Origin of the sequence: Rehaibacterium terrae (assembly GCF_014202935.1) — a bacterium.
Lineage (GTDB): Bacteria > Pseudomonadota > Gammaproteobacteria > Xanthomonadales > Xanthomonadaceae > Rehaibacterium > Rehaibacterium terrae.
Genome location: NZ_JACHHX010000006.1, coordinates 131,226 through 151,458, shown reverse-complemented (window position 1 = coordinate 151,458; position 20,233 = coordinate 131,226). Strand labels below are relative to the sequence as shown.

18 protein-coding genes are annotated in these 20,233 nt (G+C 69.4%); 9 read left to right on the top strand and 9 right to left on the bottom strand.

Annotated elements, in window-relative coordinates; all coding sequences use genetic code 11:
* The first annotated feature begins 22 nt into the window (after positions 1-22).
* Positions 23-649 (top strand): LysE family translocator, encoded by a 627-nt coding sequence (locus HNQ58_RS06115; protein ID WP_183948015.1) that lies wholly within the window; start codon positions 23-25, stop codon positions 647-649.
* A gap of 104 nt (positions 650-753) precedes the next feature.
* On the opposite strand, the gene HNQ58_RS06110 is transcribed toward HNQ58_RS06115, so the two are convergent.
* On the bottom strand, positions 754-2,001 hold the full coding sequence (locus HNQ58_RS06110) for a polyhydroxyalkanoate depolymerase (protein WP_183948013.1): 1,248 nt from the start codon (positions 1,999-2,001) through the stop codon (positions 754-756).
* A 115-nt stretch (positions 2,002-2,116) separates the two neighbouring features.
* The gene (locus tag HNQ58_RS06105) at positions 2,117-2,713 is read right to left on the bottom strand and encodes a class I SAM-dependent DNA methyltransferase (protein ID WP_183948012.1); all 597 of its coding nucleotides are present in this window, start codon (positions 2,711-2,713) and stop codon (positions 2,117-2,119) included.
* Positions 2,714-2,863: 150 nt separating this feature from the next.
* On the opposite strand from HNQ58_RS06105, the gene HNQ58_RS06100 reads away from it, so the two are divergent.
* The 5 genes from HNQ58_RS06100 (at position 2,864) to HNQ58_RS06080 (ending at position 8,951) form a co-directional block, all read left to right on the top strand.
* Positions 2,864-3,226: a helix-turn-helix transcriptional regulator gene (locus HNQ58_RS06100; RefSeq protein WP_183948010.1), complete on the top strand. Its 363-nt coding sequence runs from the start codon at positions 2,864-2,866 to the stop codon at positions 3,224-3,226.
* Positions 3,226-4,128, top strand: a complete 903-nt coding sequence (locus HNQ58_RS06095) for a sensor domain-containing protein (protein WP_183948009.1) — start codon at positions 3,226-3,228, stop codon at positions 4,126-4,128. Before HNQ58_RS06100 ends, HNQ58_RS06095 begins: the two co-directional genes overlap by 1 nt.
* 104 nt (positions 4,129-4,232) lie before the next feature.
* Positions 4,233-5,375, top strand: a complete 1,143-nt coding sequence (locus tag HNQ58_RS06090) for a serine hydrolase domain-containing protein (RefSeq protein WP_183948007.1) — start codon at positions 4,233-4,235, stop codon at positions 5,373-5,375.
* Positions 5,376-5,592: 217 nt separating this feature from the next.
* Entirely contained in the window at positions 5,593-7,644 is a 2,052-nt protein-coding gene (locus tag HNQ58_RS06085; RefSeq protein WP_183948005.1) for an alpha/beta hydrolase family protein, read from the top strand.
* 854 nt (positions 7,645-8,498) lie between these two features.
* The gene (locus HNQ58_RS06080; RefSeq protein WP_183948003.1) at positions 8,499-8,951 is read left to right on the top strand and encodes a CopD family protein; all 453 of its coding nucleotides are present in this window, start codon (positions 8,499-8,501) and stop codon (positions 8,949-8,951) included.
* A 15-nt stretch (positions 8,952-8,966) separates the two neighbouring features.
* On the opposite strand, the gene HNQ58_RS06075 is transcribed toward HNQ58_RS06080, so the two are convergent.
* From HNQ58_RS06075 to HNQ58_RS06065, 3 genes are all read right to left on the bottom strand, one after another.
* Positions 8,967-9,728, bottom strand: a complete 762-nt coding sequence (locus tag HNQ58_RS06075; RefSeq protein ID WP_183948001.1) for a flagellar brake protein — start codon at positions 9,726-9,728, stop codon at positions 8,967-8,969.
* An 87-nt stretch (positions 9,729-9,815) separates the two neighbouring features.
* The gene (locus HNQ58_RS06070; protein WP_183948000.1) at positions 9,816-10,304 is read right to left on the bottom strand and encodes an NUDIX hydrolase; all 489 of its coding nucleotides are present in this window, start codon (positions 10,302-10,304) and stop codon (positions 9,816-9,818) included.
* A gap of 147 nt (positions 10,305-10,451) precedes the next feature.
* Positions 10,452-11,543 (bottom strand): calcium/sodium antiporter, encoded by a 1,092-nt coding sequence (locus HNQ58_RS06065; protein WP_183947998.1) that lies wholly within the window; start codon positions 11,541-11,543, stop codon positions 10,452-10,454.
* A 176-nt stretch (positions 11,544-11,719) separates the two neighbouring features.
* On the opposite strand from HNQ58_RS06065, the gene HNQ58_RS06060 reads away from it, so the two are divergent.
* Positions 11,720-12,997 (top strand): cation:dicarboxylate symporter family transporter, encoded by a 1,278-nt coding sequence (locus tag HNQ58_RS06060; protein ID WP_183947996.1) that lies wholly within the window; start codon positions 11,720-11,722, stop codon positions 12,995-12,997.
* A gap of 205 nt (positions 12,998-13,202) precedes the next feature.
* On the top strand, positions 13,203-14,117 hold the full coding sequence (gene yddG, locus HNQ58_RS06055) for an aromatic amino acid exporter YddG (RefSeq protein ID WP_221301169.1): 915 nt from the start codon (positions 13,203-13,205) through the stop codon (positions 14,115-14,117).
* A gap of 121 nt (positions 14,118-14,238) precedes the next feature.
* On the opposite strand, the gene HNQ58_RS06050 is transcribed toward yddG, so the two are convergent.
* Together HNQ58_RS06050 and HNQ58_RS06045 are read right to left on the bottom strand one after the other, a co-directional pair.
* The gene (locus tag HNQ58_RS06050; RefSeq protein WP_183947994.1) at positions 14,239-15,267 is read right to left on the bottom strand and encodes a zinc-binding dehydrogenase; all 1,029 of its coding nucleotides are present in this window, start codon (positions 15,265-15,267) and stop codon (positions 14,239-14,241) included.
* Positions 15,260-15,664 (bottom strand): hypothetical protein, encoded by a 405-nt coding sequence (locus HNQ58_RS06045; RefSeq protein ID WP_183947992.1) that lies wholly within the window; start codon positions 15,662-15,664, stop codon positions 15,260-15,262. Before HNQ58_RS06045 ends, HNQ58_RS06050 begins: the two co-directional genes overlap by 8 nt.
* Positions 15,665-15,813: 149 nt before the next feature.
* On the opposite strand from HNQ58_RS06045, the gene HNQ58_RS06040 reads away from it, so the two are divergent.
* Positions 15,814-16,422, top strand: a complete 609-nt coding sequence (locus HNQ58_RS06040) for a hypothetical protein (RefSeq protein ID WP_183947990.1) — start codon at positions 15,814-15,816, stop codon at positions 16,420-16,422.
* 61 nt (positions 16,423-16,483) lie between these two features.
* On the opposite strand, the gene HNQ58_RS06035 is transcribed toward HNQ58_RS06040, so the two are convergent.
* A complete protein-coding gene (locus HNQ58_RS06035; protein ID WP_183947988.1) occupies positions 16,484-16,858 on the bottom strand; it encodes a hypothetical protein in 375 nt (124 codons plus the stop codon).
* A gap of 11 nt (positions 16,859-16,869) precedes the next feature.
* Positions 16,870-20,208, bottom strand: coding sequence for a M36 family metallopeptidase (locus HNQ58_RS06030; RefSeq protein ID WP_183947986.1), 3,339 nt, complete (start codon positions 20,206-20,208; stop codon positions 16,870-16,872).
* Between the last annotated feature and the right edge of the window lie 25 nt (positions 20,209-20,233).

Here is a 20,233-nt window from a genome sequence, read left to right as displayed (position 1 = left end):
CCACACCACACAGGCAACCACCATGCACTGGGAAGCTTTCGCCGCGTTCGCCGCCCTGCAACTGCTGTTTGCGCTGACGCCGGGGCCGGCGGTCTTGTTCACCGTGGCGCACGGGATGCGCAGCGGTTGGGGCGCGAGCCTCAAGGCCGGTCTCGGCATCCAGTTCGGCAACGGCATCTATTTCACGCTGTCGGCACTCGGGCTGGGCGCGCTGCTGAGCACCTCAGAGACCCTGTTTCATGCGGTGAAGTGGGTCGGCGCGGCCTATCTGATGTATCTCGGCTTCAAGGCCATCCGCGATGCGCGCGCCAACGCGGCGCCGCGTGGCGATGCGCCGGTGCCGGTGACGCAGCGGCCGTTCGCGCAGGGCGTGCTGACGCAGCTCGCCAATCCCAAGTCGGTGCTGTTCTTCGGTGCGCTGATGCCGCAGTTCGTCGATCCGGCCGCGCCGCTGCTGCCACAGTACCTGCTGTTCGGCGCGATCTGCTTCGTCACCGAGATGCCGGTGCTGGCGGTCTATGGCTGGGTCGCGGCGCAGGGGCGGCGCCTGGCCGCCAGCGAGCGGGTGGCGGTGTGGCGCGAGCGGATCTCGGGCGCGCTGCTGATGGGCGTGGGTGCGAGCCTGGCGGCGATCCGCCGCGCGACGTAGGCCGTGTCCGCCTGGACTGCAGGAACGACGCAGTCGTCTGCCGAAGGCTGACGGCGCAAGCCGCGACCGGGGGCTATGGCGCCCGGGCGCTTGGCGGCAGACGCTCAACGATGAGCGTGCGCGCGGATGAAGTCGCGCACGTCCGGGTACACCGACTCGCGCCAGCGGCGGCCGCTGAAGATGCCGTAGTGGCCGGCGCCCTTCACCGTGAGGTGGCGCTTGGCCTGCTGCGGGATGCCACGGCACAGGTCGTGTGCGGCGCGGGTCTGGCCGAGGCCGGAAATGTCATCCAGCTCGCCCTCGATGGTCATCAGGGCGGTTCCGGTGATGGCCTCCGGCACGACTCGTTCGCCAGCCACGTCCCACAGGCCGCGCGGCAGCAGGTGCTCCTGGAACACGGTGCGGATGGTGTCCAGGTAGTACTCGGCCGGCATGTCGAGCACGGCGTTGTACTCGTCGTAGAAGCGACGGTGCGACTCGGCGTCCTCGAGGTCGCCGCGCACCAGGTCCTGGTAGAAGTCCCAGTGCGACTGGAAGTGCCGGCTCGGATTCATCGCCAGGAAGCCGGCGTGCTGCAGGAAGCCGGGGTACACCCGGCGCCCGCTGCCCGGGTACAGGTGCGGCACCGGGTGGATCAGGTGGCGTTCGAACCACGACAGCGGCTTGGTGGCGGCCAGGTCGTTGACCTGGGTCGGACTGACGCGGGTGTCGATCGGGCCGCCCATCATCACCATGCTGCGCGGCGTGGCCTCGCCGCGCGCGGCCATCAGCGAAATCGCCGCCAGCACCGGCACCGTGGGCTGGCAGACACTGATCACGTGCAGCTTCTCCGCGCCGATGTGGCGGATGAAGTCCTGCACGTAGCCGACGTAGTCGTCGAGGTGGAACGGCCCCTCCGACGCCGGCACCATGCGCGCGTCGATCCAGTCGGTGATGTAGACCTTGTGGTCGCGCAGCAGGGTGCGCACGGTGTCGCGCAGCAGGGTGGCGTGGTGGCCCGACAGCGGCGCCACCACCAGCACCGGCGGATCGTCCTTGAGGTCGGCGATGGTGCGCGGGTCGTCGCTGTAGCGCTTGAAGCGCAGCAGCTTGCAGAACGGTCGCGCCAGCACGGTCTGCTCGACGATCGGCACCTCGTGGCCGTGGGCGAGCGCGGTGCGGATGCCGAACTCGGGCTTTTCGTAGTCCTTGCCGATCCGGTACAGCAGCTCGTAGCCGGCGGCGAGGCGCGGCGCGCCGGGCAGTTTCGAGAGCCAGCTGCCCTGCTCGGAAAAGATGCGCGCGCTGGCCTGCGACCAGTAGACCCAAGGGCTCATCAGGGCGCGGGTGAGTTCGTGGGCGTGGTAGAGCATGGGCTGTCCGGTGATGCGAAGTCCGACACGGCGACAGGGTAGCGCGTCCGGGCGCGCGATGCTGCGGTGCAGTATGGTGGCGGCCCGGACGGCGAATCCTTGAGCCCGGTCGCGCTCAGGCGATCTCCAGCGCCACCGCGTCCTGGCGCAGCCCGGGCGACAGCCAGCAGTGCGAGCCGCAGAAGCTGAACCCGGCCGTCGCGAAGGCCTTGCGGTAGAAGCCGGCCGGGCGGGCATGGAAGCCGTGCTCGTCGCCCTCGGCGGCGTCGCCCTTGCAGAAGGTTTCCAGGAAGGCGACGCCGTGGCACAGCTCGGCGAAGCCGGACAGGCCCCGCCTGAGTTCGGCGGCGGGCAGGTAGTGCATCACGTCCGAGCACACCAGCAGGTCGAAGCTGCGATCGAAGCGCAGTTCGGCGAGCTGACCGAACGACACCAGCCGCAGGTTGCGCTGGCGGCCGTAGCGGACGACCGCATATTCGCTGCTGTCCACCCCGAGGTAGTACAGCCTCGGCCGCAGCCTGAGCAGCGGCGCGCGCCAGGCGCCCTCGCCGCAGCCCACGTCGAGCACCGAGCGCAGCGGGCGGCCGAGGTGGTACTCGGCCATCGCCACCGCCAGCGCCACCTTGCGGGCGAGCAGGGCGCGCCGCTCGGCGCGCTGGTCGGGAGCGCGGTACCAGCGTTCGAAGTAGTCGCGGTCGTAGTGTTTTTCCATGCTGTGGTGCTCGCGGGGCAGGGCGGCATTGTGTCGCGTCTGCGCCAGCGCCACAGCCCCACGGGTGGCATGACTTCCGGCATTGGCAGCTAGTATGAGGTTCACAATATTGTGTAGTCGTGCCTATGGCGCACTTCGAGTCAGCCGGCCGTGACCGACCACGACACCCACCTCAGGAAATTCCAGAAGGAACTCAGCGCCGGTACGGTCTCGCTGGTGCTGCTGGCCTTGCTCGCGCGTTCGGACCAGCCCTTGTACGGCTACCAGATCGCCAAGCGCCTGGAAGCCAGCGGCCAGGCCGTGCTCAGCGGCAAGCAGAGTGCGCTGTATCCGGTGCTGCGCAACCTCAGCGCGGCCGGGCTGCTGGAGAGCGAGGTGGAGCCATCGGTGTCCGGGCCGCCTCGCCGCTACTACCGCATCACCGCCGAGGGGCGGCGGGTGCTCGAACAGTGGGCGGCCGTGTGGTCGGCCACCCGTGATGTCGTCGAATCCGCCCTGGAGGGCTCGCTGTGATGGCCGCCAACACGCCCAAGACCATTCCCGAATACCTCGACCAGCTCCGCGCCGCGCTGCGCGATGCCGACCCGGCGCTGGTGCAGGACGCGCTCTACGACGCCGAGGAGTACCTGCGCTCGGAGCTGGCCGAGCATCCGGACAAGTCCGAGGCGCAGATGCTGGCCGAGATCGCCGGCAGCTACGGCGCGCCCGAGGAAGTGGCGGAGATCTACCGCGACACCGAAGTGAAGGTGAACCGCGCGCTGCGCACGCCGCCGCCGCCGCCGCCGCGCACCGCGCTGGGCCGCTTCTTCGGTGTGGCGCTCGACCCGCGTACCTACACCGCGCTGATCTACATGCTGCTGTCGCTGGCGACCGGCATCCTGTACTTCACCACCGTGGTCACGGGGCTGAGCCTGTCGCTGGGCCTGTCGATCCTGATCGTCGGCATCCCGTTCGTGATCCTGTTCGTCGGCATCACCCGGCTGCTGTCGCTGGCGGAGGGCCGCATCGTCGAGGCGCTGCTGGGCCAGCGCATGCCGCGACGGCCGCTGTACGCGCAGCGCGGCAAGCCGCTGCTGGCGCGGATCGGGACGATGTTCACCGACCCGCGCACCTGGTCGACCATGCTCTACATGCTGCTGATGCTGCCGCTGGGCATCGCTTACTTCACCTTCGCGGTGACTTCGCTGAGCGTGTCGCTGAGCCTGATCGCGGCGCCGGTGCTGATCGCGCTGGCCGAGCTGGGTTGGATCGACATGTACGCCAAGGTCCACATCGACATCACGCCGCTGTCGGCGCCGCTGGCCTTCGTGTTCGGCGTGCTGCTGCTGTTCGTCAGCCTGCACATCGTCCGCGGCGTGGGCCGCGTGCATGCGGAGATCGCCAAGGGCTTGCTGGTGAAGACGGCGCAGCATTGAGCGGCAGCCGCCGGTCTGCGCGGGGCCGGTGGCCCGCCTCACCCAGCGTTGCCAGAGTCCATATTGCTAGAGTGCCCGCCGGTCCATTGCCGACGGGAACCGTCATGAAGTCCTTGCTCCTCCGTGGTCTGTTCGCCGCCGCCGCACTGTTGGCGATCGCAGCCCAGGCCGCCGACTACGTTCCTCCACGCCACGACTGGGCGCGGCTCGCGCCGGCCGAAGCCGGCTTCGATCCGCGCAAGCTCGCCGAGGCGGTCGACTGGATCCAGGCCAACACGGTGGCCGAGCCTGCCGATCTGCGCCAGGTCATCCTCGACCACTACACACCGCGTGAGCCGGGTTACCGTGTGCTCGGGCCGACCAGGCCGCGCGCCGGCGGCAGCGGTGTGGTGGTGCGCGGCGGCCATCTCGTCGCCGCATGGGGCGACATCCACCGCGCCGACATGACCTTCAGCGTGGTCAAGAGCTATCTCGCCACGCTGGCCGGGCTGGCACTGGCCGACGGCCGCATCGCTTCGCTGGATGATCCGGTGGCGCGCTACGTCGACGACGGCAAGTTCGACGGCGAGCACAACGGCGCGATCACCTGGCGGCACCTGCTGGAGCAGAACTCGGACTGGTCGGGCACGCTCTGGGACGTGCCCGACTGGGCCGACCGGCCCGAGGGTGACGATCCCGCCAACCGGCCGCTGCACGCGCCTGGCACGCGCTACAAGTACAACGACGTGCGGGTGAACCTGCTCGCCTACGCGCTGCTGCAGGTGTTCCGCCAGCCGCTGCCGCAGGTGCTGCGCGAGCGGATCATGGATCCGATCGGCGCGTCGAATACCTGGCGCTGGTACGGCTACGAGAATTCCTGGGTCGAGCTGGACGGCCAGCGCATGCAGTCGGTGTCAGGTGGCGGCCATTTCGGCGGCGGGCTGTTCATCTCGACCGCCGACCACGCCCGCTTCGGCCTGCTGCACCTGCGCGACGGCCGCTGGGGCGCGGCGCGGCTGTTCCCGGCCGACTGGATGGCGACGGCGACCACGCCCTCCGCGACCAAGGACGACTACGGCTTGCTGTGGTGGCTCAACACCGGCCGCCGCGCGATCCCGGAAGCGCCGGAGTCGGCTTACTGGGCCGCGGGCTTCGGCGGCAACTACATCTACGTGGATCGCGAGAACGATCTGGTGATCGTGCTGCGCTGGGTACCGGACCATGCCGGCGCGATCGCGCGGGTGCTGGGGGCGTTGCGGAGGTCGTGACGGGCTGGTGGGGCGGGCGTATATCGATGCGTGCCGCACTGTTTCATCGCCTGCAGGGGAACCCGCCGTCGTGGAGTTGCCGGTGGTGCAGTGGTGCATCAGTTCATGGGCGAGGTCGCAGGACGTGCACCCGATCACGCGATCATGCCTTGCGGCCCATGCGGCAAACCAAGGGCGGAGGCATACTCGGCCGTCCCCCTCAGGCATGGAGCATCCGATGCGGTCCGTCTTGCGTTCGTGGCTATTGGCGTTGCTCGTGGTCGGTGCGTTCGCCGCGCAGGCGAGCGACGGTGCGAAGTTCGCGCCGCTGGACGTGTTCGACCTGCAGTGGGCGGAGAATCCGGTGCTGTCGCCGGATGGCCGCTCGGTCGTGTACCAGCGCACGTTCTTCGATCCGATGAAGGACGTGCGCCGCTCGAACCTGTGGCTGATCGACGTCGCCAGCGGCTCGACCCGGCCGCTGACCAGCGGCGCGCGCCGCGACGCCGATCCGGTGTGGTCGCCGGACGGCAGGCGCGTGGCCTTCGTCGCCAGCGACGGCGAGCGCCCGCAGATCTTCGTGCAATGGCTGGATTCGCCGACCCTGGCGCGGGTGACCCAGCTCGCCGCTGCGCCGCGCGCGCTGAGCTGGTCGCCGGACGGCCAGCAGATCGCCTTCCTGATGCAGGTGCCGGTCGAGGGCAAACCGCTGGCGCAGATGCCGAAGGCACCGCGCGGCGCCGAGTGGGCGAAGCCGGTCATGGTGATCGAGCACGCGCTGTACCGCTTCGACGGCGCGGGCTTCCGAGAGCCGGGCTTCACCCATCTGTTCGTGGTGCCGGCCGAGGGCGGCCCGGCGCGGCAGGTGACGCGCGGCGAGTTCGACATCGGCAGCCGTGCGGTCTGGCTGCCGGACGGCAAGTCGGTGATCGTTTCAGCCAACCGCGATGCCGAGCCGGAGTTCGAGCCGCTGGAGAGCGAGCTGTACCGCGTGGACATCGCCAGCGGCGAGTTCGCGCGCCTGACCGGGCGCAAGGGCCCGGATCAGGCGCCGGCGCTGTCGCCGGACGGTCGCCGGGTGGCCTATCTGGGCTTCGACGACCAGCGGATGGGCTACCACAACCGCCGCCTGTACGTGCTCGACCTGGCCAGCGGCCGCAGCCGCGAGCTGACCGGCGGGCTCGACGCCAGCGTCGACAACGCCGGCTGGCTGAGCAACCGCGAGATCGCCTTCTCCTATGACGAGCGCGGCAGCACCCGGGTTGCCGCGATCGGCGCCGACGGCGGCCGCATCCGCGTGCTGGCCGAGGACTTCGGCGGCACGGCGATGGGTCGGCCGTACACCGGCGGCGCGATGTCGGTGGCGGCGGGACGGGTCGCCTATACCCGCGGCACACCGTACCGCCCGGCCGACGTGGCGGTGGTGACACCGGGCGCGAGTCCGCGCGTGCTCACCGACCTCAGTGCCAACCTGCTCGACAACCGCCGGCTGGCGAAGATCGAGGAGATCGTCTATCCGTCCTCGGCCGACGGCCGGTCGATCCAGGGCTGGATCGCCTATCCGCCCGGCTTCGATCCGGCGAAGAAGTATCCGCTGCTGCTGGAGATCCACGGCGGTCCGTTCGCGGCCTATGGCCCGCATTTCGCGCCGGAGATCCAGCTGTATGCCGCACAGGGCTATGTGGTGCTGTACACCAACCCGCGCGGCAGCACCAGCTACGGTGCCGAGTTCGCCAACCTGATCCACCACAACTATCCGAGCCAGGACTACGACGACCTGGTCAGCGGCGTGGATGCATTGCTCGCGCGCGGTTACATCGACGAGAAGAACCTGTTCGTCACCGGTGGCAGCGGCGGCGGTACGCTGACCGCCTGGATCGTCGGCCATACCGACCGCTTCCGCGCCGCGGTGGTCGCCAAGCCGGTGATCAATTGGTACAGCTTCGTGCTGACCGCCGACATGTACCCGTTCTTCACCCGCTACTGGTTCCCGGGCGAGCCGTGGGAACATGCCGAGCACTACCTCAAGCGCTCGCCGATCAGCTACGTCGGCAACGTGAGCACGCCGACCATGCTGATCACCGGCGAGGAGGATCACCGCACGCCCATCTCCGAGTCGGAGCAGTACTACCAGGCGCTTAAGCTGCGTCGGGTGCCGACCGCGCTGGTGCGCATTCCGGGCGCCTCGCATTCGATCAACCATCGGCCGAGCCAGATGATCGCGCAGGTGCTCCATACGGTGGGCTGGTTCCGCCGCCATGCGGCGAACGACGGGGAAAGCGTGGACTGAGTCACGATCGGACACGCCGGTGGCCGCCGCGGCTGTCCCCGGCGATTCCTGTGCCGCCGCCGGGATCGCTGCACCGATCGATGCGGCCGCAGAACCGCGCCTGACGCGATAGGGCGTGTGGACGCCGCCAGGCCCGCCTGCAGCGTGATGGCCGGCGTGCGCGCACTGGCGTGCCGGATCGCGCGGGCAGGCCCGGCGCGCTGTTCGACGCCGTGCTGGAGGGTCTCGAAGCCGGTCTCGGCGCGTGCCAGGCCGCGCTGCCGTTGCACGAGTCCCGGCGCGCGCCCGTTCATCGTCGCCAGTCGCGGCCGACACGGAAGCGGCATGGGACCGGGATTCGCCTTTCCGTTGCCCGGCGACGATCGGCCGATCGGCCTCCTGCACATCGCGTGCGACACGTCGGAAGGCATCAAGGACGCGCTGGAGGACGCACTGGCGACGGTCGCCGACCTGCTCGGCCTGGCGATCCGCGCCCATGCCGGCGAGTGGAACGGCAATCCCGTCCCACCCCGACGGTCCGATGCCGCGGACGACGAGCCGCTGGTACTGCGGCGCTCTCTGGGCGACGACAGCGTCTTCGCCAGCGTCTTCGCCGGGGTCGGGATCTGGCCAGCATCGGTGCGGGCACCGATGCGATCATGTCGCGCTGGATGTCGTGCAGGACTTCGTCGGCGTAGGCCGCCCGGAGGATCGGCTTGTTCTGCGCCTCCTCGCAGCGCATGTGCCCGCAGTTTTTCTCGACGAAGCGGGTCAGTTGCCGGTACAGCTGGTCGGGCAGGTGTGTGGTCGTGCAATCGGCCCGTGCGGCATGCGTCCGTGGCATGCTTGCGCGGGTTCCTGTCGCGGAGTTCGCCATGACGGTTTACCTCTGGAGCAAGACCTTTCACCTGCTGTTCGTGATCGCCTGGATGGCGGCGGTGTTCTACCTGCCGCGGATCCTGGTGAACCTCGCCGAGTCGGCTGGACAGGAGGCGGTGCGCGAGCGTTTGGTGCTGATGGGGCGGCGGCTGTACCGCTTCGGTCACGCCATGTTCGGGCTGCTGCTGGCGTTCGGTTTGCCGTTGTGGCTGGGCTATCGCGTCGCGCCGGCGTGGTACCCGCCGGTGGCGGCCGGTTCCGGGTGGATGCACGCCAAACTGGCACTGGTGGCCGTGCTGCTCGCTTATTTCATCGTCACCGGCCGCATGCTCGAGCGCGCGGCGGGCGGGGGGGCGTTGCCGTCCGCAACGGCCCTGCGCTGGCTCAACGAGGCGCCATTGCTGTTGGTGATAGGCGTGATATGGCTGGTATTGGCCAAGCCGTTCTGAAACGGCAGGAAGGCCTCAGATCAGCCCGCGCTCGCGGGCGATGCGTTTGCGTTCGACACGCAGGATGTAGCGCTGCACCAGCGACTGCGACTGCGTGGCCAGGGCGACGAACTCGCAGCCGGCCTGGGTGCGCGGCAGCCCGCGCCCGTCGTTGGTCTCGAAGACGTGGCAGACACGCAGTGTGGCCTCGATCCTGCCGGTGTCTGGCAGCGTGAGCTGGCAGTCCGGCAGCATCGCGCCGGGCTCGAATTCGTCCTTGGCCTCGGGCGGCAGCAGCAGTGCCACACCGCCGAGACTGATGTCGATCACCCGCGTTTGCACCGTCCGTGCGTGGCGGTGCTCGTCCGCGGGGAAGCGGATCACGCACTCCAGCGTGTGGGTGACGGGAACCAGCAGCCGGTAGTACTCCCGTCGCTGCAGGTAGCGCATGCTGGTCGGTGCCGGCACGCGGAAGGCGGGCAGCCCTTCGTGCTGGATCATCTCGGCCGGCCCGGTGCCGAAACGCAGCTCGACCCGTTCGAGCTGGCTGCTGCACAGCAGGCGCTTGGCGCGCAGCGTGCGCTCGTTGATGTCCTGGTCCGGGCTGGCGTCCAGCACGAGATACCGGCCGTCCTCGCTGAAACCGAGAATGGCGGTCAGCAGGAAGTGGCGGCCCTCGTCGAAATAGGCGGTGAGCAGACAGTGCTGTTCGCTGAGTCGGCGCAGCAGGGTGCGGATCTCCTGGCGACTGTGGATGGTGTATTTGTCGCCGTCGCTGGCGGCGGACTGCTCGCTCATGGGGACGCTTCCATCGGCACGGTCACGTGGGTTGCCGGCGGCATCGAGGACGATAGCGGCCGATCCGGCCACGAATTGAGTGCATGATCACAATCGCTGCCAGCGCCAGTCCAGCATCCGGCCGTGGTGGTAGGGCATCACGCCGTGAAAGGGACGGGGGTCGCCATCGAACACCAGCGGCAGGAAGTGGCGGTCGCCCTCCCACAGCGGCAGGTCGAGCAGGCGCTCGACCGGGACCCATTCCAGTGCGCCTTCCGGATTGCGCTCCAGCGGCGTGCCCTCGAAGCGGGTGATCAGGAAGAGGAAACCCAGCCAGTCCTCGCCGTGCTTGCCGAAGCCGGGCCAGCTGATGGTGCCGCGCAACTGCATCTCCACGCACTCGATGCCGGCCTCCTCGCGGATCTCGCGGCGCATCCCGCTGGCCACGTCCTCGTCCGGGTCGAGCTTGCCGCCGAGGCCGTTGTACTTGCCCAGATGATGGTCTCCGGGCCGTGCATTGCGGTGGATCATCAGCACCTGCGAGCGGTCCGGGGAGAGCACATAGCCGAGGGTGGCGACGATCGGGGTGTAGGGCATTTTCGGGAATCGGGAATCGGGAATCGGGAATCGGGAATCGGGAATCGGGAATCAGAAGAGCGTATGCCGGGCAGCATCAGCGCGAAACACGAAGCCGTCATCCCGGCTTGCGCCGGGGCGTGATGCATCGACGCTCTTCCCCGCTCCTCACCGCCCGCCGCGCCGCGCCAGTGCGCGGTGACCGCGCCATTCGCGCCAGCTGACGATGGCGATGGTGAGCACGGTCAGCGGGATCACCGTGGTGGTCATGACCAGGCTGTACTCGTCGAGCGCGTCGTGGTCCTGCGCATAGAGGATGAGATAGACCGTGTAGGCGAAGTAGTAACCGAGAAACAACGCGCCTTCCCAGCGTGCGATGCGGTGGCCGGTGAACAGGATCGGCAGGCAGGCGATCGCCGCGGCCACCATCACCTGCAGGTCGAAGGCGAGCAGCGCCGGCGCCACCGGCAGCGCGGCGGGCGCCACGCTGGCGGTGACGCCGAGCACGCCGACGATGTTGAAGATGTTGCTGCCGACCACGTTGCCCACCGCGATGTCGCGCTGGCCGCGCGCGGCGGCGATCACCGAGGTGGCGATCTCCGGCAGCGAGGTGCCGGCCGAGACGATGGTCAGGCCGATCACCAGTTCGCTCACGCCGAGCGCGGCGGCGAAGGCGATCGCCGACTCGACCAGCCAGCGCGCGCCCAGCACGAGCAGCCCGAGCCCGACCACGATCAGGCCGACCTGCACCGCCCAGTGGCGGTCCCAGCGACTGTCCTCGGGCAGCTCCAGCTCGACCGACACCTGGCTGCGGCTGCGCTGCCGCGCCTGCCAGAACAGGAAGCCGTTGTAGGCGACCAGCAGCGCGATCAGAACCAGCCCGTTGCCGCGCGAGATATGGCCATCGAGCGCCAGCAGCCAGAGCAGCAGGCTCAGGCCGATCATGATCGGCACCTCCTGCCGCACCACCTGGCGGTCGACGATCAGTGGCGCGACCAGGGCCGACAGGCCGAGGATGCACAGCACGTTGAAGATGTTGCTGCCGACCACGTTGCCGAGCGCGATGTCGGCCTGGCCGGCGAAGGCGCCGCGCACCGACACCGCCAGCTCCGGCGCGCTGGTGCCGAAGGCGACCACGGTCAGGCCGATCACCAGCGGGGAGATGCCGAAGGACAGCGACAGGCGGCTGGCGCCGCGCACCATCAGGTCGGCGCCGAGGATCAGCAGGGCCAGGCCGGCGAAGAAGCTCAGGTACAGCACGGGGCGAGGGCGTGGAAAAAGAGCCCCATTATCGCTGCTTCCGGCCCCGCCCGCGCGTGCCGGCGCCGGCCGGCATTGCAGCGCCGGAACACTGATTCCCGGGCCGGCCGCGAAACCTCCCGCCCATTCGGCCACACTTGATAGGCTCCGCTCTCCGCTCCCCCCAAGGCCCGCCCGTGACCCTGATCCACGCCTGGTTCCGCATTCCGTTCTGGCAGCGCGTCATGGGCGCGTTCACGCTCGGTGCCCTGGTCGGCTGGCTGATGGGTCCGGCCGCCGGCACCTGGCTGCAGCCGCTGGGCACGGTCTACGTGAACCTGATCCGGATGATCGCCACGCCGCTGGTGTTCTTCGCGGTGATCAACGCGGTGGCCAGCCTGCACGGGCAGAAGTCGGTCGCCACGCTCGGCGGCAAGACCTTCCTGTGGTTCGCCGCCACCGCCGCGCTGGCCGTCGGCGTCGGCCTGGGCGTGGCCTTCCTGACCAACCCGGGCCTCGGCGTCGGCGAGCTGCAGATGGCCGAGGACTATGTGCCGCGCGAGGTACCGGGTGTGGTCCAGGTGCTGCTCGACGTGGTGCCGAAGAATCCGTTCGCCGCGCTCGCCGAGGGCAAGATCCTGCAGGTGATCTTCTTCGCCGGCCTGCTCGGCTTCGCCCTGGTCAGGCTCGGCGAGAGGACCGCTGGCCTGCGCAAGCTGGTCGGCGAGGCCAGCGAGGCGATGATCCAGGTCACCCGCTTCGTGCTCGAGTTCACCCCGATCGGCACCTTCGGCCTGATCGCCGCGCTGGTCGGCACCTACGGCTTCGAGCGGCTGCTGCCGCTGGGCAACTTCGTGTTCGCACTGTACCTGGCCTGCGCGCTGCACATCGTCTTCGTATACGGCAGCCTGCTGCTGGCGCACGGCCTGAACCCGCTCAAGTTCTTCCGCGGCGCCGCGCCGGGCATGCAGGTGGCCTTCGTCAGCTCGTCCAGCTTCGCCTCGCTGCCGGTGGCCCTGCGGGCGGTCACCCACAACCTGGGCGTCAACAGGGACTATGCCGCCTTCGCCGTGCCGCTGGGCGCCAGCATCAAGATGGACGGCTGCGGCGCGATCTATCCGGCGCTGGCCTCGATCTTCATCGCCCAGTACTTCGGCATCGAGCTGAGCGCGACGCAGTATCTCGTCATCCTGCTGGCCTCGGTGCTGGGCAGCTTCGGCACCGCCGGCGTGCCGGGCACGGCGGTGGTGATGGCCACGGTGGTGCTCAGTGCCGCCGGCCTGCCGCTGGAGGGGCTGGGCTTCCTGCTCGCCATCGACCGCGTGCTCGACATGATGCGCACGATGACCAACGTCACCGGCCAGATGCTGGTGCCGGTGCTGGTGGCCAAGGAGGAAGGCCTGCTCGACCAGGCGGTCTACGACCGTGCCTCGTCCAACGTCGGTCTCGAGCTGGAGGAGGAGCGCAGCAGCTGAGCCTGCGCTCCTGCGCAGGCGGCACGGCAGCACATTCGCGGCCCTGCCGCCGGCACGGGCGCGCGAGGCGGTCCGCGCCGTAGCGTGCGCTTCGCGCACGGCCCGTCGTTTCGTCGCGCCCGGTCGTGCGCAGAGCGCACGCTACGTAGTGCCGCGTTGGGGTACTGGCGTCCGGGTCAAGACGGCGGCGCGACGAGCCGGCATCATGCTGGCTTCTCCTGAGTCCGATGCCATGCTCACCCGCGCCCAAGCCACCCTCTGCGGCGTCGCCGCCATCGCACTGTGGTCCTCGTTGGCGGTGCTGACCGCCGGCAGCGGCGCGATCCCGCCGTTCCAACTGCTGGCGATGAGCTTCGGCGTGGCCGGCGCGCTCGGGCTGGTCGTGCTGCACCGGCGCGGTGGCATCGTGCCCGGTCTGCGCCAGCCGCGCCGCGCGGCCTTGCTGGCGACGGCGGCGCTGTTCGGCTACCACGCGCTGTACTTCATCGCGCTGAAGAACGCGCCGGTGGTCGAAGCCAATCTGATCAACTACCTGTGGCCGCTGCTGATCGTGCTGTTCGCGGCGCTGTTGCCCGGCGAGCGCGTGCGTGGCGGGCAATTGCTGGGCACGCTGCTCGGCCTGGCCGGCGCCGGGCTGGTGGTGACGCGCGGGCAGGGACTGGCGCTGGACGCGGCGCATGCGGTCGGCTACTTCGCCGCGCTCGGCGCGGCGCTGACCTGGGCGGCGTATTCGGTGCTCAACCGGCGTTACGCGCAGGTGCCCAGCGCGGCCATCGTCGGGCCGTGTATCGCCACCGCCGTGCTCGGCGCGGCGGCACACCTGCTGTTCGAGTCCACCGTGCAGCCCACGCCCCCGCAATGGCTGGCAGTGCTGGCGATGGGGCTCGGCCCGGTCGGCGCTGCGTTCTGGTTCTGGGATGTGGGCACCAAGCGCGGCGATCTGGCACTGATCGGCACGCTCAGCTATGCCGCCCCGCTGCTGTCGACCGCCTGGCTGCTGCTGGCCGGCCACGCGCGCCCGCACTGGACGCAGGCCGCCGCCGTCGCGCTGCTGATCGGCGGCGCGGCGCTCAGCATCCACGCTTCGCGGCGCGTGGCGAAGCCGACGCAGCCGGCGTAACCGGCATTCACCTGGCGGCGAACAGATCGCCCGACGGCAGCGCGCCTTCCAGCGCCAGCAGGAATCGCTTGCGCTTCTGTGGCGAAGCGGGATGCCGGTGCGGCCGGATGCTTCGATGCGTTCACGGAATCAGCGCCAGCTTGCCGATCGTCTGCCCGGATTCGATGCGTCGCTGCGCCTCGGCGGCACCGGCGAGCGGGAACGTTTCCACCGGCAGCGGGCGCAGGTCGCCCGAGGTGAAGCGCGCCAGCAGCCACTGCATGCCCTCGCGCAGGCGCGGCGCCTGCGCCTGCAGGAAGCTCAGGTTGGCGGCCACCACGCTGCGGTTGGATTGCGTCATCTCCAGCGGGTTGAAGCGCGGTGTGCGCAGCCAGTCCCGGGCCAGTCGCAGCCAGTTCAGGCGGCCGTCCTTCGGCAGCATCGAATGGAAGCCGTAGATCGCCAGCTTGCCCGCCGGCGCCAGGTGCGCCCAGCTTTGCCGCAGCGTGCTCACGCCATTGGCGTCGAAGACCGCCTGGAAGCCGTCCGGCGCCAGACGCGCGGCTTCGCGCCACAGGTCCCGCGAGGACTTGTCGATGACCGCGTCCGCGCCCATCGCCAGGCAGTGTGCGACCTTGTGCGGCGAACCCACCACGCCGACCACGCGGCAGCCGGCCAGCCGGCCGAGCTGCACGAGTGCCGAGCCGACGCCGCCGGCCGCCGAGTGCACCAGCCAGGTGTCGCCACGATGCGGATGCACCAGTTCGTGCACGAGGAACCAGGCGGTGAGGAACACCGTCGGCAGCGTCGCGCCCTGCGCCATCGCCATGCCGGGCGGCAGCGGGAACACCGCATCCGCGCGCAGCACGCGGTGGCTGGCATAGCCGCCGAACAGGGTGAGGCCGATCACCGCGTCGCCGACCGCGAACGCGTCGACGCCCTCGCCGAGCGCGGCGATGCGGCCGGCGATCTCGAAGCCGGGCGTGATCGGGTAGCCGTGGAGCCGCTTCGCCGAGGCGTACAGGCCCATGCGGATGATGCCGTCGGCGTAGTTGACGCCGCAGGCTTCGACCGCGACCAGCACCTCGCCGGGGCCTGGCACGGGATCGGGCTCTTCGACCAGCCGCAGCGCCCCGTAGCCGCCGGGGCGGTCGATGACGATCCTACGCACGCGCGCGGCCGGCCATGCGCAGCGCGCTCAGCGCGAGCGGGATCGGCAGCAGCAGGCCGAGCGCGGTCATCCACAGCGGGTGCGGGATCATCGAGGCGTTGATCGCCACCAGCACCACCATGGCCACGCCGATGCTCAGCGCCGCGCCGCGCCGGTGGGCCGGCGTGAGCCGCACCGCGATATGCGCGCCCACGAAACTGCCCAGCGCCCAGCCCAGCACCACCAGCAGCTTGGCGGCCAGCGGCATGGCATCGACCATCGACTGCACGCTGGCCGGGTCGTCGAGGTCGATGCCTGGCGGCAGCGGGTAGAGGCGATGGCCGAGCGCCTCGACGGCGAACACCACGACGGCCATCGCGAGCAGGCCGGCGATGACGGCGAGCACGGTGCGTCCCATACGGCATCCTCCCTGCGGTTGCCGCAAGCTTGAGTCCGCGGGAGGGCAATGACAAGCGCGACGAAACGGGGCGCGGACGCGCCGGCGCGAGTCCACGGGCGCGGGCGAAAGGCGCACACTGGCCGCCTCCAACCCAAGGGGATACCCGCATGCGCCTGCCGTTGCTGTTTTGCCTTGTCGCGTCGCCGTTCGCCACCGCCGTCCAGGCCGAGGATGGCCGGCTCGCCATCGGCCGCGCCGGCCCGGTGCTGCTCGACGGCCGCTGCGAGGCCGACGAGTGGGCCGGCGCCACGCGCCACCGCATCGGCGATGCGATCACGCTGATGCTGCAGCAGGACGCGCGCATCCTTCATGTCTGCGTGATCTCGCCCGACGAGAGCATGAACACCCTCGACATCTACCTGCAGGCCGCCGACCGTGCGACGCTGGTCAACCTGCATGCCTCGGCCCAGGTCGGCCAGCGCGTGCGCGGCCCCGACGGCTGGCCCGATTACCAGTGGTGGAACCACGAAGGTTGGTACTCGCCAGCCGTGCCGTTCATCGGGTTGCAGCGCGACGGCGAGCGCGTGCGCCCGCAATTCAAGCCGGGCGTGCCGCGCGAGATGCAGATCGACAAGGCGCGCTTCGGCGCATTTCCCTGGAAGGTGATGTTCGTGATCGGCGGCGAGCGTGATGCCGAAGGCAACTGGATCGACCGCCACTACCCCGAGGGTGCCGGAATCGACTCCGTCGACGGCTGGTTGCGGTTGGAGGACTGAAGGCGCGCAGCGAAGCGTGATCCAACGCCGTGGAGCAACCTGCGGCGTGCGCTGGTTGGCATCAGGGAAGAACTTCGAACGTGAGGGTGAAACGCGGCCCTCCCGTTGCACGGATCACCGACTTTCCGGGACGTACCGCGCGGATTTCCCATTCGCGCTGGCCACTGGGGGCGATGTTCGCCACGGCGATGAATGCGATCGCGTTCCCCTCCACGATCGGGTCCGGGGCGAGCGGGTCGGGGATGAGCAGGCGGGCGGTGTCGCCTGCACGCAGCCAGGCGTGTGAACCGTCGTCGGCCGGTGAAAACATCCGCCCCGCCCCGGCGATGGCATCGGGGGGCGGGGACGGACTGCCGCGATGGTCGTCGGCCGAAGCGCAGGCGGCAAGCATCAGCGCCGTCATGCTTGCCGCCCATGGCCTTCGATGGCTGACCATCGCTGTCCTCCTCAACCGCCGTCGCGCAGCACGATGCGCTCGACGATGTCCTTCTGCGCGCGAAGCTGCGCATCGCTCGCGTTCGCGTTGTTGTGCACGCTCTCGGCCTGCAGGATCGCCGCGCCGAAGGTGCTGTCGGGCGTCGCGTTCTTCTTCTTGCCGCTGGTGACCACCGGCGTGTCGAAGCCGATGGCGCCGTTGGCGAAGTTCAGCCATGCCGCCATGAGCTGCTCGCGCAGCATGATCCTTGCTGGCGACTTGGCCGGCGACTGCAGGGTCTGCTCGGCATCCTGTCGCGCCAGCGGCTGGTCGAACACCAGGCTGAAGTAGGCGATGATGTCGAGGTAGCACTGCAACTCGGCGTCGCTGAAGTCGTTCGGCGAGGCCGGGCGGTACTGGTTGAGCCACCAGCCCGAGCCTTTCGAGGCCGAGGCATTGCCGGTGACCACCACCGCGGCGTTGTCGCTGCCCTGGCCGCCGTCGTCGTCGACCACGACGAGGCTGAAGTCGTACAGGCAGGCTTCGCCATACGTGTGCGCCTGCGACAGGGTCACGTCGCGCGGCTGGATCGACGGGCTCTTGAGCGGGTCGTCGGCCGGCGGGTTGACCCGCGAGATCCGGTCGTCGCTGCTGCCGTCGTCCCAGTCCCAGGTGAAGGTGAGGTCGTCGCTGCCAGGATCCACGCTGGTTCCCGTGATCGAAATCTCCTCGCCCTTCTTCAGCACGAAGGCCGGGTTGCCGCCGTAGTCCTGCATGCCGCCGGTGTCGATCGCGACTTCCGGGTCGATGTTGGCGACGTCCGCCACGGCGATGTCACACACCAGCGTCGGATTCGGCGCGCCGCCGATCAGGTCCCGCGCGCAGATCTGGACATCGAACAGGCCGTCGTCGCCGTACTGCTTCTGCACAGAGAAGGTCAGCGTCGCATCCGGGCGCACGTTCTCCAGCGTGCCGGCCAGCGCCTGCGGGCCGGCACCGTCGTCGAAGTCGATGGTGGCGGTGAGCGGTTCTAGCCAGCCCGGGTCGGTGATGGTGCCGCTGACCGTGACGGTGCCCAGCTCGTCGATCGGCGCGATCGCGTCGATGTTCACGGTCGGCAGCACGTTGGTCACGGTGACGTTGACGCTGGTGGTGGCGCTCAGACCCCATTCGTCGGTGACGCGCAGGCCGACGGTGAAGCTGCCGTCCTGGCCGACAGCAGTGAAATCGGCAGTGATGCCGGTGGCGTCGTCGTACTGACCATCGTTGTCCAGGTCCCACTCGTAGCTGACGATGGCGCCGGCACTGGCATGGCTGCCGCTGACGGAAGCCGCGGCGGACAGGCTTGTGTCGGTACCCTCGGGCGTGCTGTACGGCCCGCCGGCGTCGGCGCTCGGCAAGCAGTCGGCGGGTGCGTCGAAGTTGTTGCTCTGCGATGCGTGCAGCCCGGCCGAGATCGCACCGGTGCCCAGCCCGCGCAGAGAAAAACTCGCCCATAGCGGGCATCGCCGGGTGGCGCCGCTGGCCTGGTCGGCAGCGATGATGCCGTCGCGGGCATCGATGAATCGCACATTCGGGCCGTTGGCGGTGGCGCGCATGCCATCGAGCATCAGCCGCGTGGTGGCCGCGATGCCGAGGCGGATGCGAATCTGGTACATCATCGCCGCCCAGATCTCGCCGTTGCGGTGGGGCGAGGTTACGGCAGTGCTGTAGTTGCCGTACAGCCAGGGATGAACGTCATAGGCGAAGTTGCGGATGCCCCTGGTGGCATTTCCGGTGACGTACTCGCCAACCGTGGCGTCACCCCAACGCAGGAACGAGATCGCATCGCTCCAGCCTTCGCCGAGCGAGCCGGCCTGGTTGGTGGCGTTGCTGATCGTGCCTGGGACCAGCCGGTTGGACACGCCATGGCCGTATTCGTGGGCGATCACATCGCCGTCGAGGCTGCCGTCGCGGTACGGTCGGTTGGGACGGATCCACAGGTACATCTGCATGCGCGGGCTGGCGCCGTCGGCAGGCGTGCCGAAATTGGCGTTGTTCGCGCAGCGGATGGGATTGGGCGGGTTGGCGTTGTCCAGGCAGCCGAAATCGATGCCATCGTGCGCTTCGGCCAGTACCGGGTCGCCGCCCAGGCCACCGCGACCGAAGTTGTCGACCTGGAAGTTGCCGGAGGCCTCGTTGAAGCCGTAGCCGTACAACCAGTCGTGCATGTCGTTGGTGTAGTAGAACAACTGGGTGATGACGGCGTCGCGGTCGGCGTCGATCGCGGCATTCCAGGTGGCTTCGGGAATGTCACCGAAGTCAGTGCCGTCCGGCAGCGCGCGCCACGCGTCGGTGAACGGGAAGTTGAACAGCCGCCCGTCCACACCCTGCGGCTGGTAGCCGATGGCGTTGTTGTTGCCGCGGTCCTGGTAGGCGTTGACGTTGTTGCCTGAGGTGGTGGTGCCGGTGGACCAGTTGCCGTCGAGGCCGACCAGGTCCCGCACTACGCGACCGCCGGGACTGGCATCGGGGTGTTGGCCGGTGAATACCGTGCCTTGGGGATGGCTGTCATGGGCGTAACGGCTCTCGCGCTCGATGATTTCGCCGCTCTCGGCGTCGAGCAGGGTTTCGTACCAGGACGTGCCCGACACCTCGACATCGGTCAGCCACGCCAGCCGCAGGCTGCCGTCGTCGCGCAGGTGCCAGACCAGTTCGGCGCTGACCGGGGTGGGCTGGAATATGTCGCGCGCATAGGGGTTCTCGAAGACGTGACGCCCCTTGGCGCGTGTGGCCGCGCCGCGCGGTGCGGCGCGCGTGCCGGCATGGCCCCGCTCGGCCGACAGGCCGATGGCTTCGCCGGCGGTGAGCCGGGCGTTGCCGGAGGTCTTGCTGGTGCCGGTGCGTCCACCGATCTTCACCAGCCTGCCTTCCGGACTCACGACGGCGACCAGACGCGCGTTGTGCACACGGATGCCGTCCACCTCCTGACCGAGCGTGACGTAGTGCACGCCGTCGTGGTCGCTGGTGTAGGCCTTCTCGACGAACAGCGTGCGGACATCGCGTGCGTTCAGGCCGAAATCCGATGGATGCGCGGCGACATAGTCCAATGCTACTTGCGCCGCGGGCATCGCACTCGGTGCGGTCAGAAAGCCGCCGTCGAGGTCGAACACTACCCGGCTGCGCGGGTTTTCGGCATCGCTGCGGATCAAGGATCTGTCGATTCCCTTGCCGCGTCCGGCGTCGGGAGCCGCGGCCGCCGGCGCGGCCAGGCAGAGTGCTGCTGTGATGGCGATGGCCAGCGAAGTCCGGGTGATGATGCGCGGCTGGCGGCGCTGCGACATGGACGACGACGTCACGGCCGCTGTGGGCGTGCGGTATGCGGTGCTCATGCGATGGCTCCCCAAAGCGTGGTGT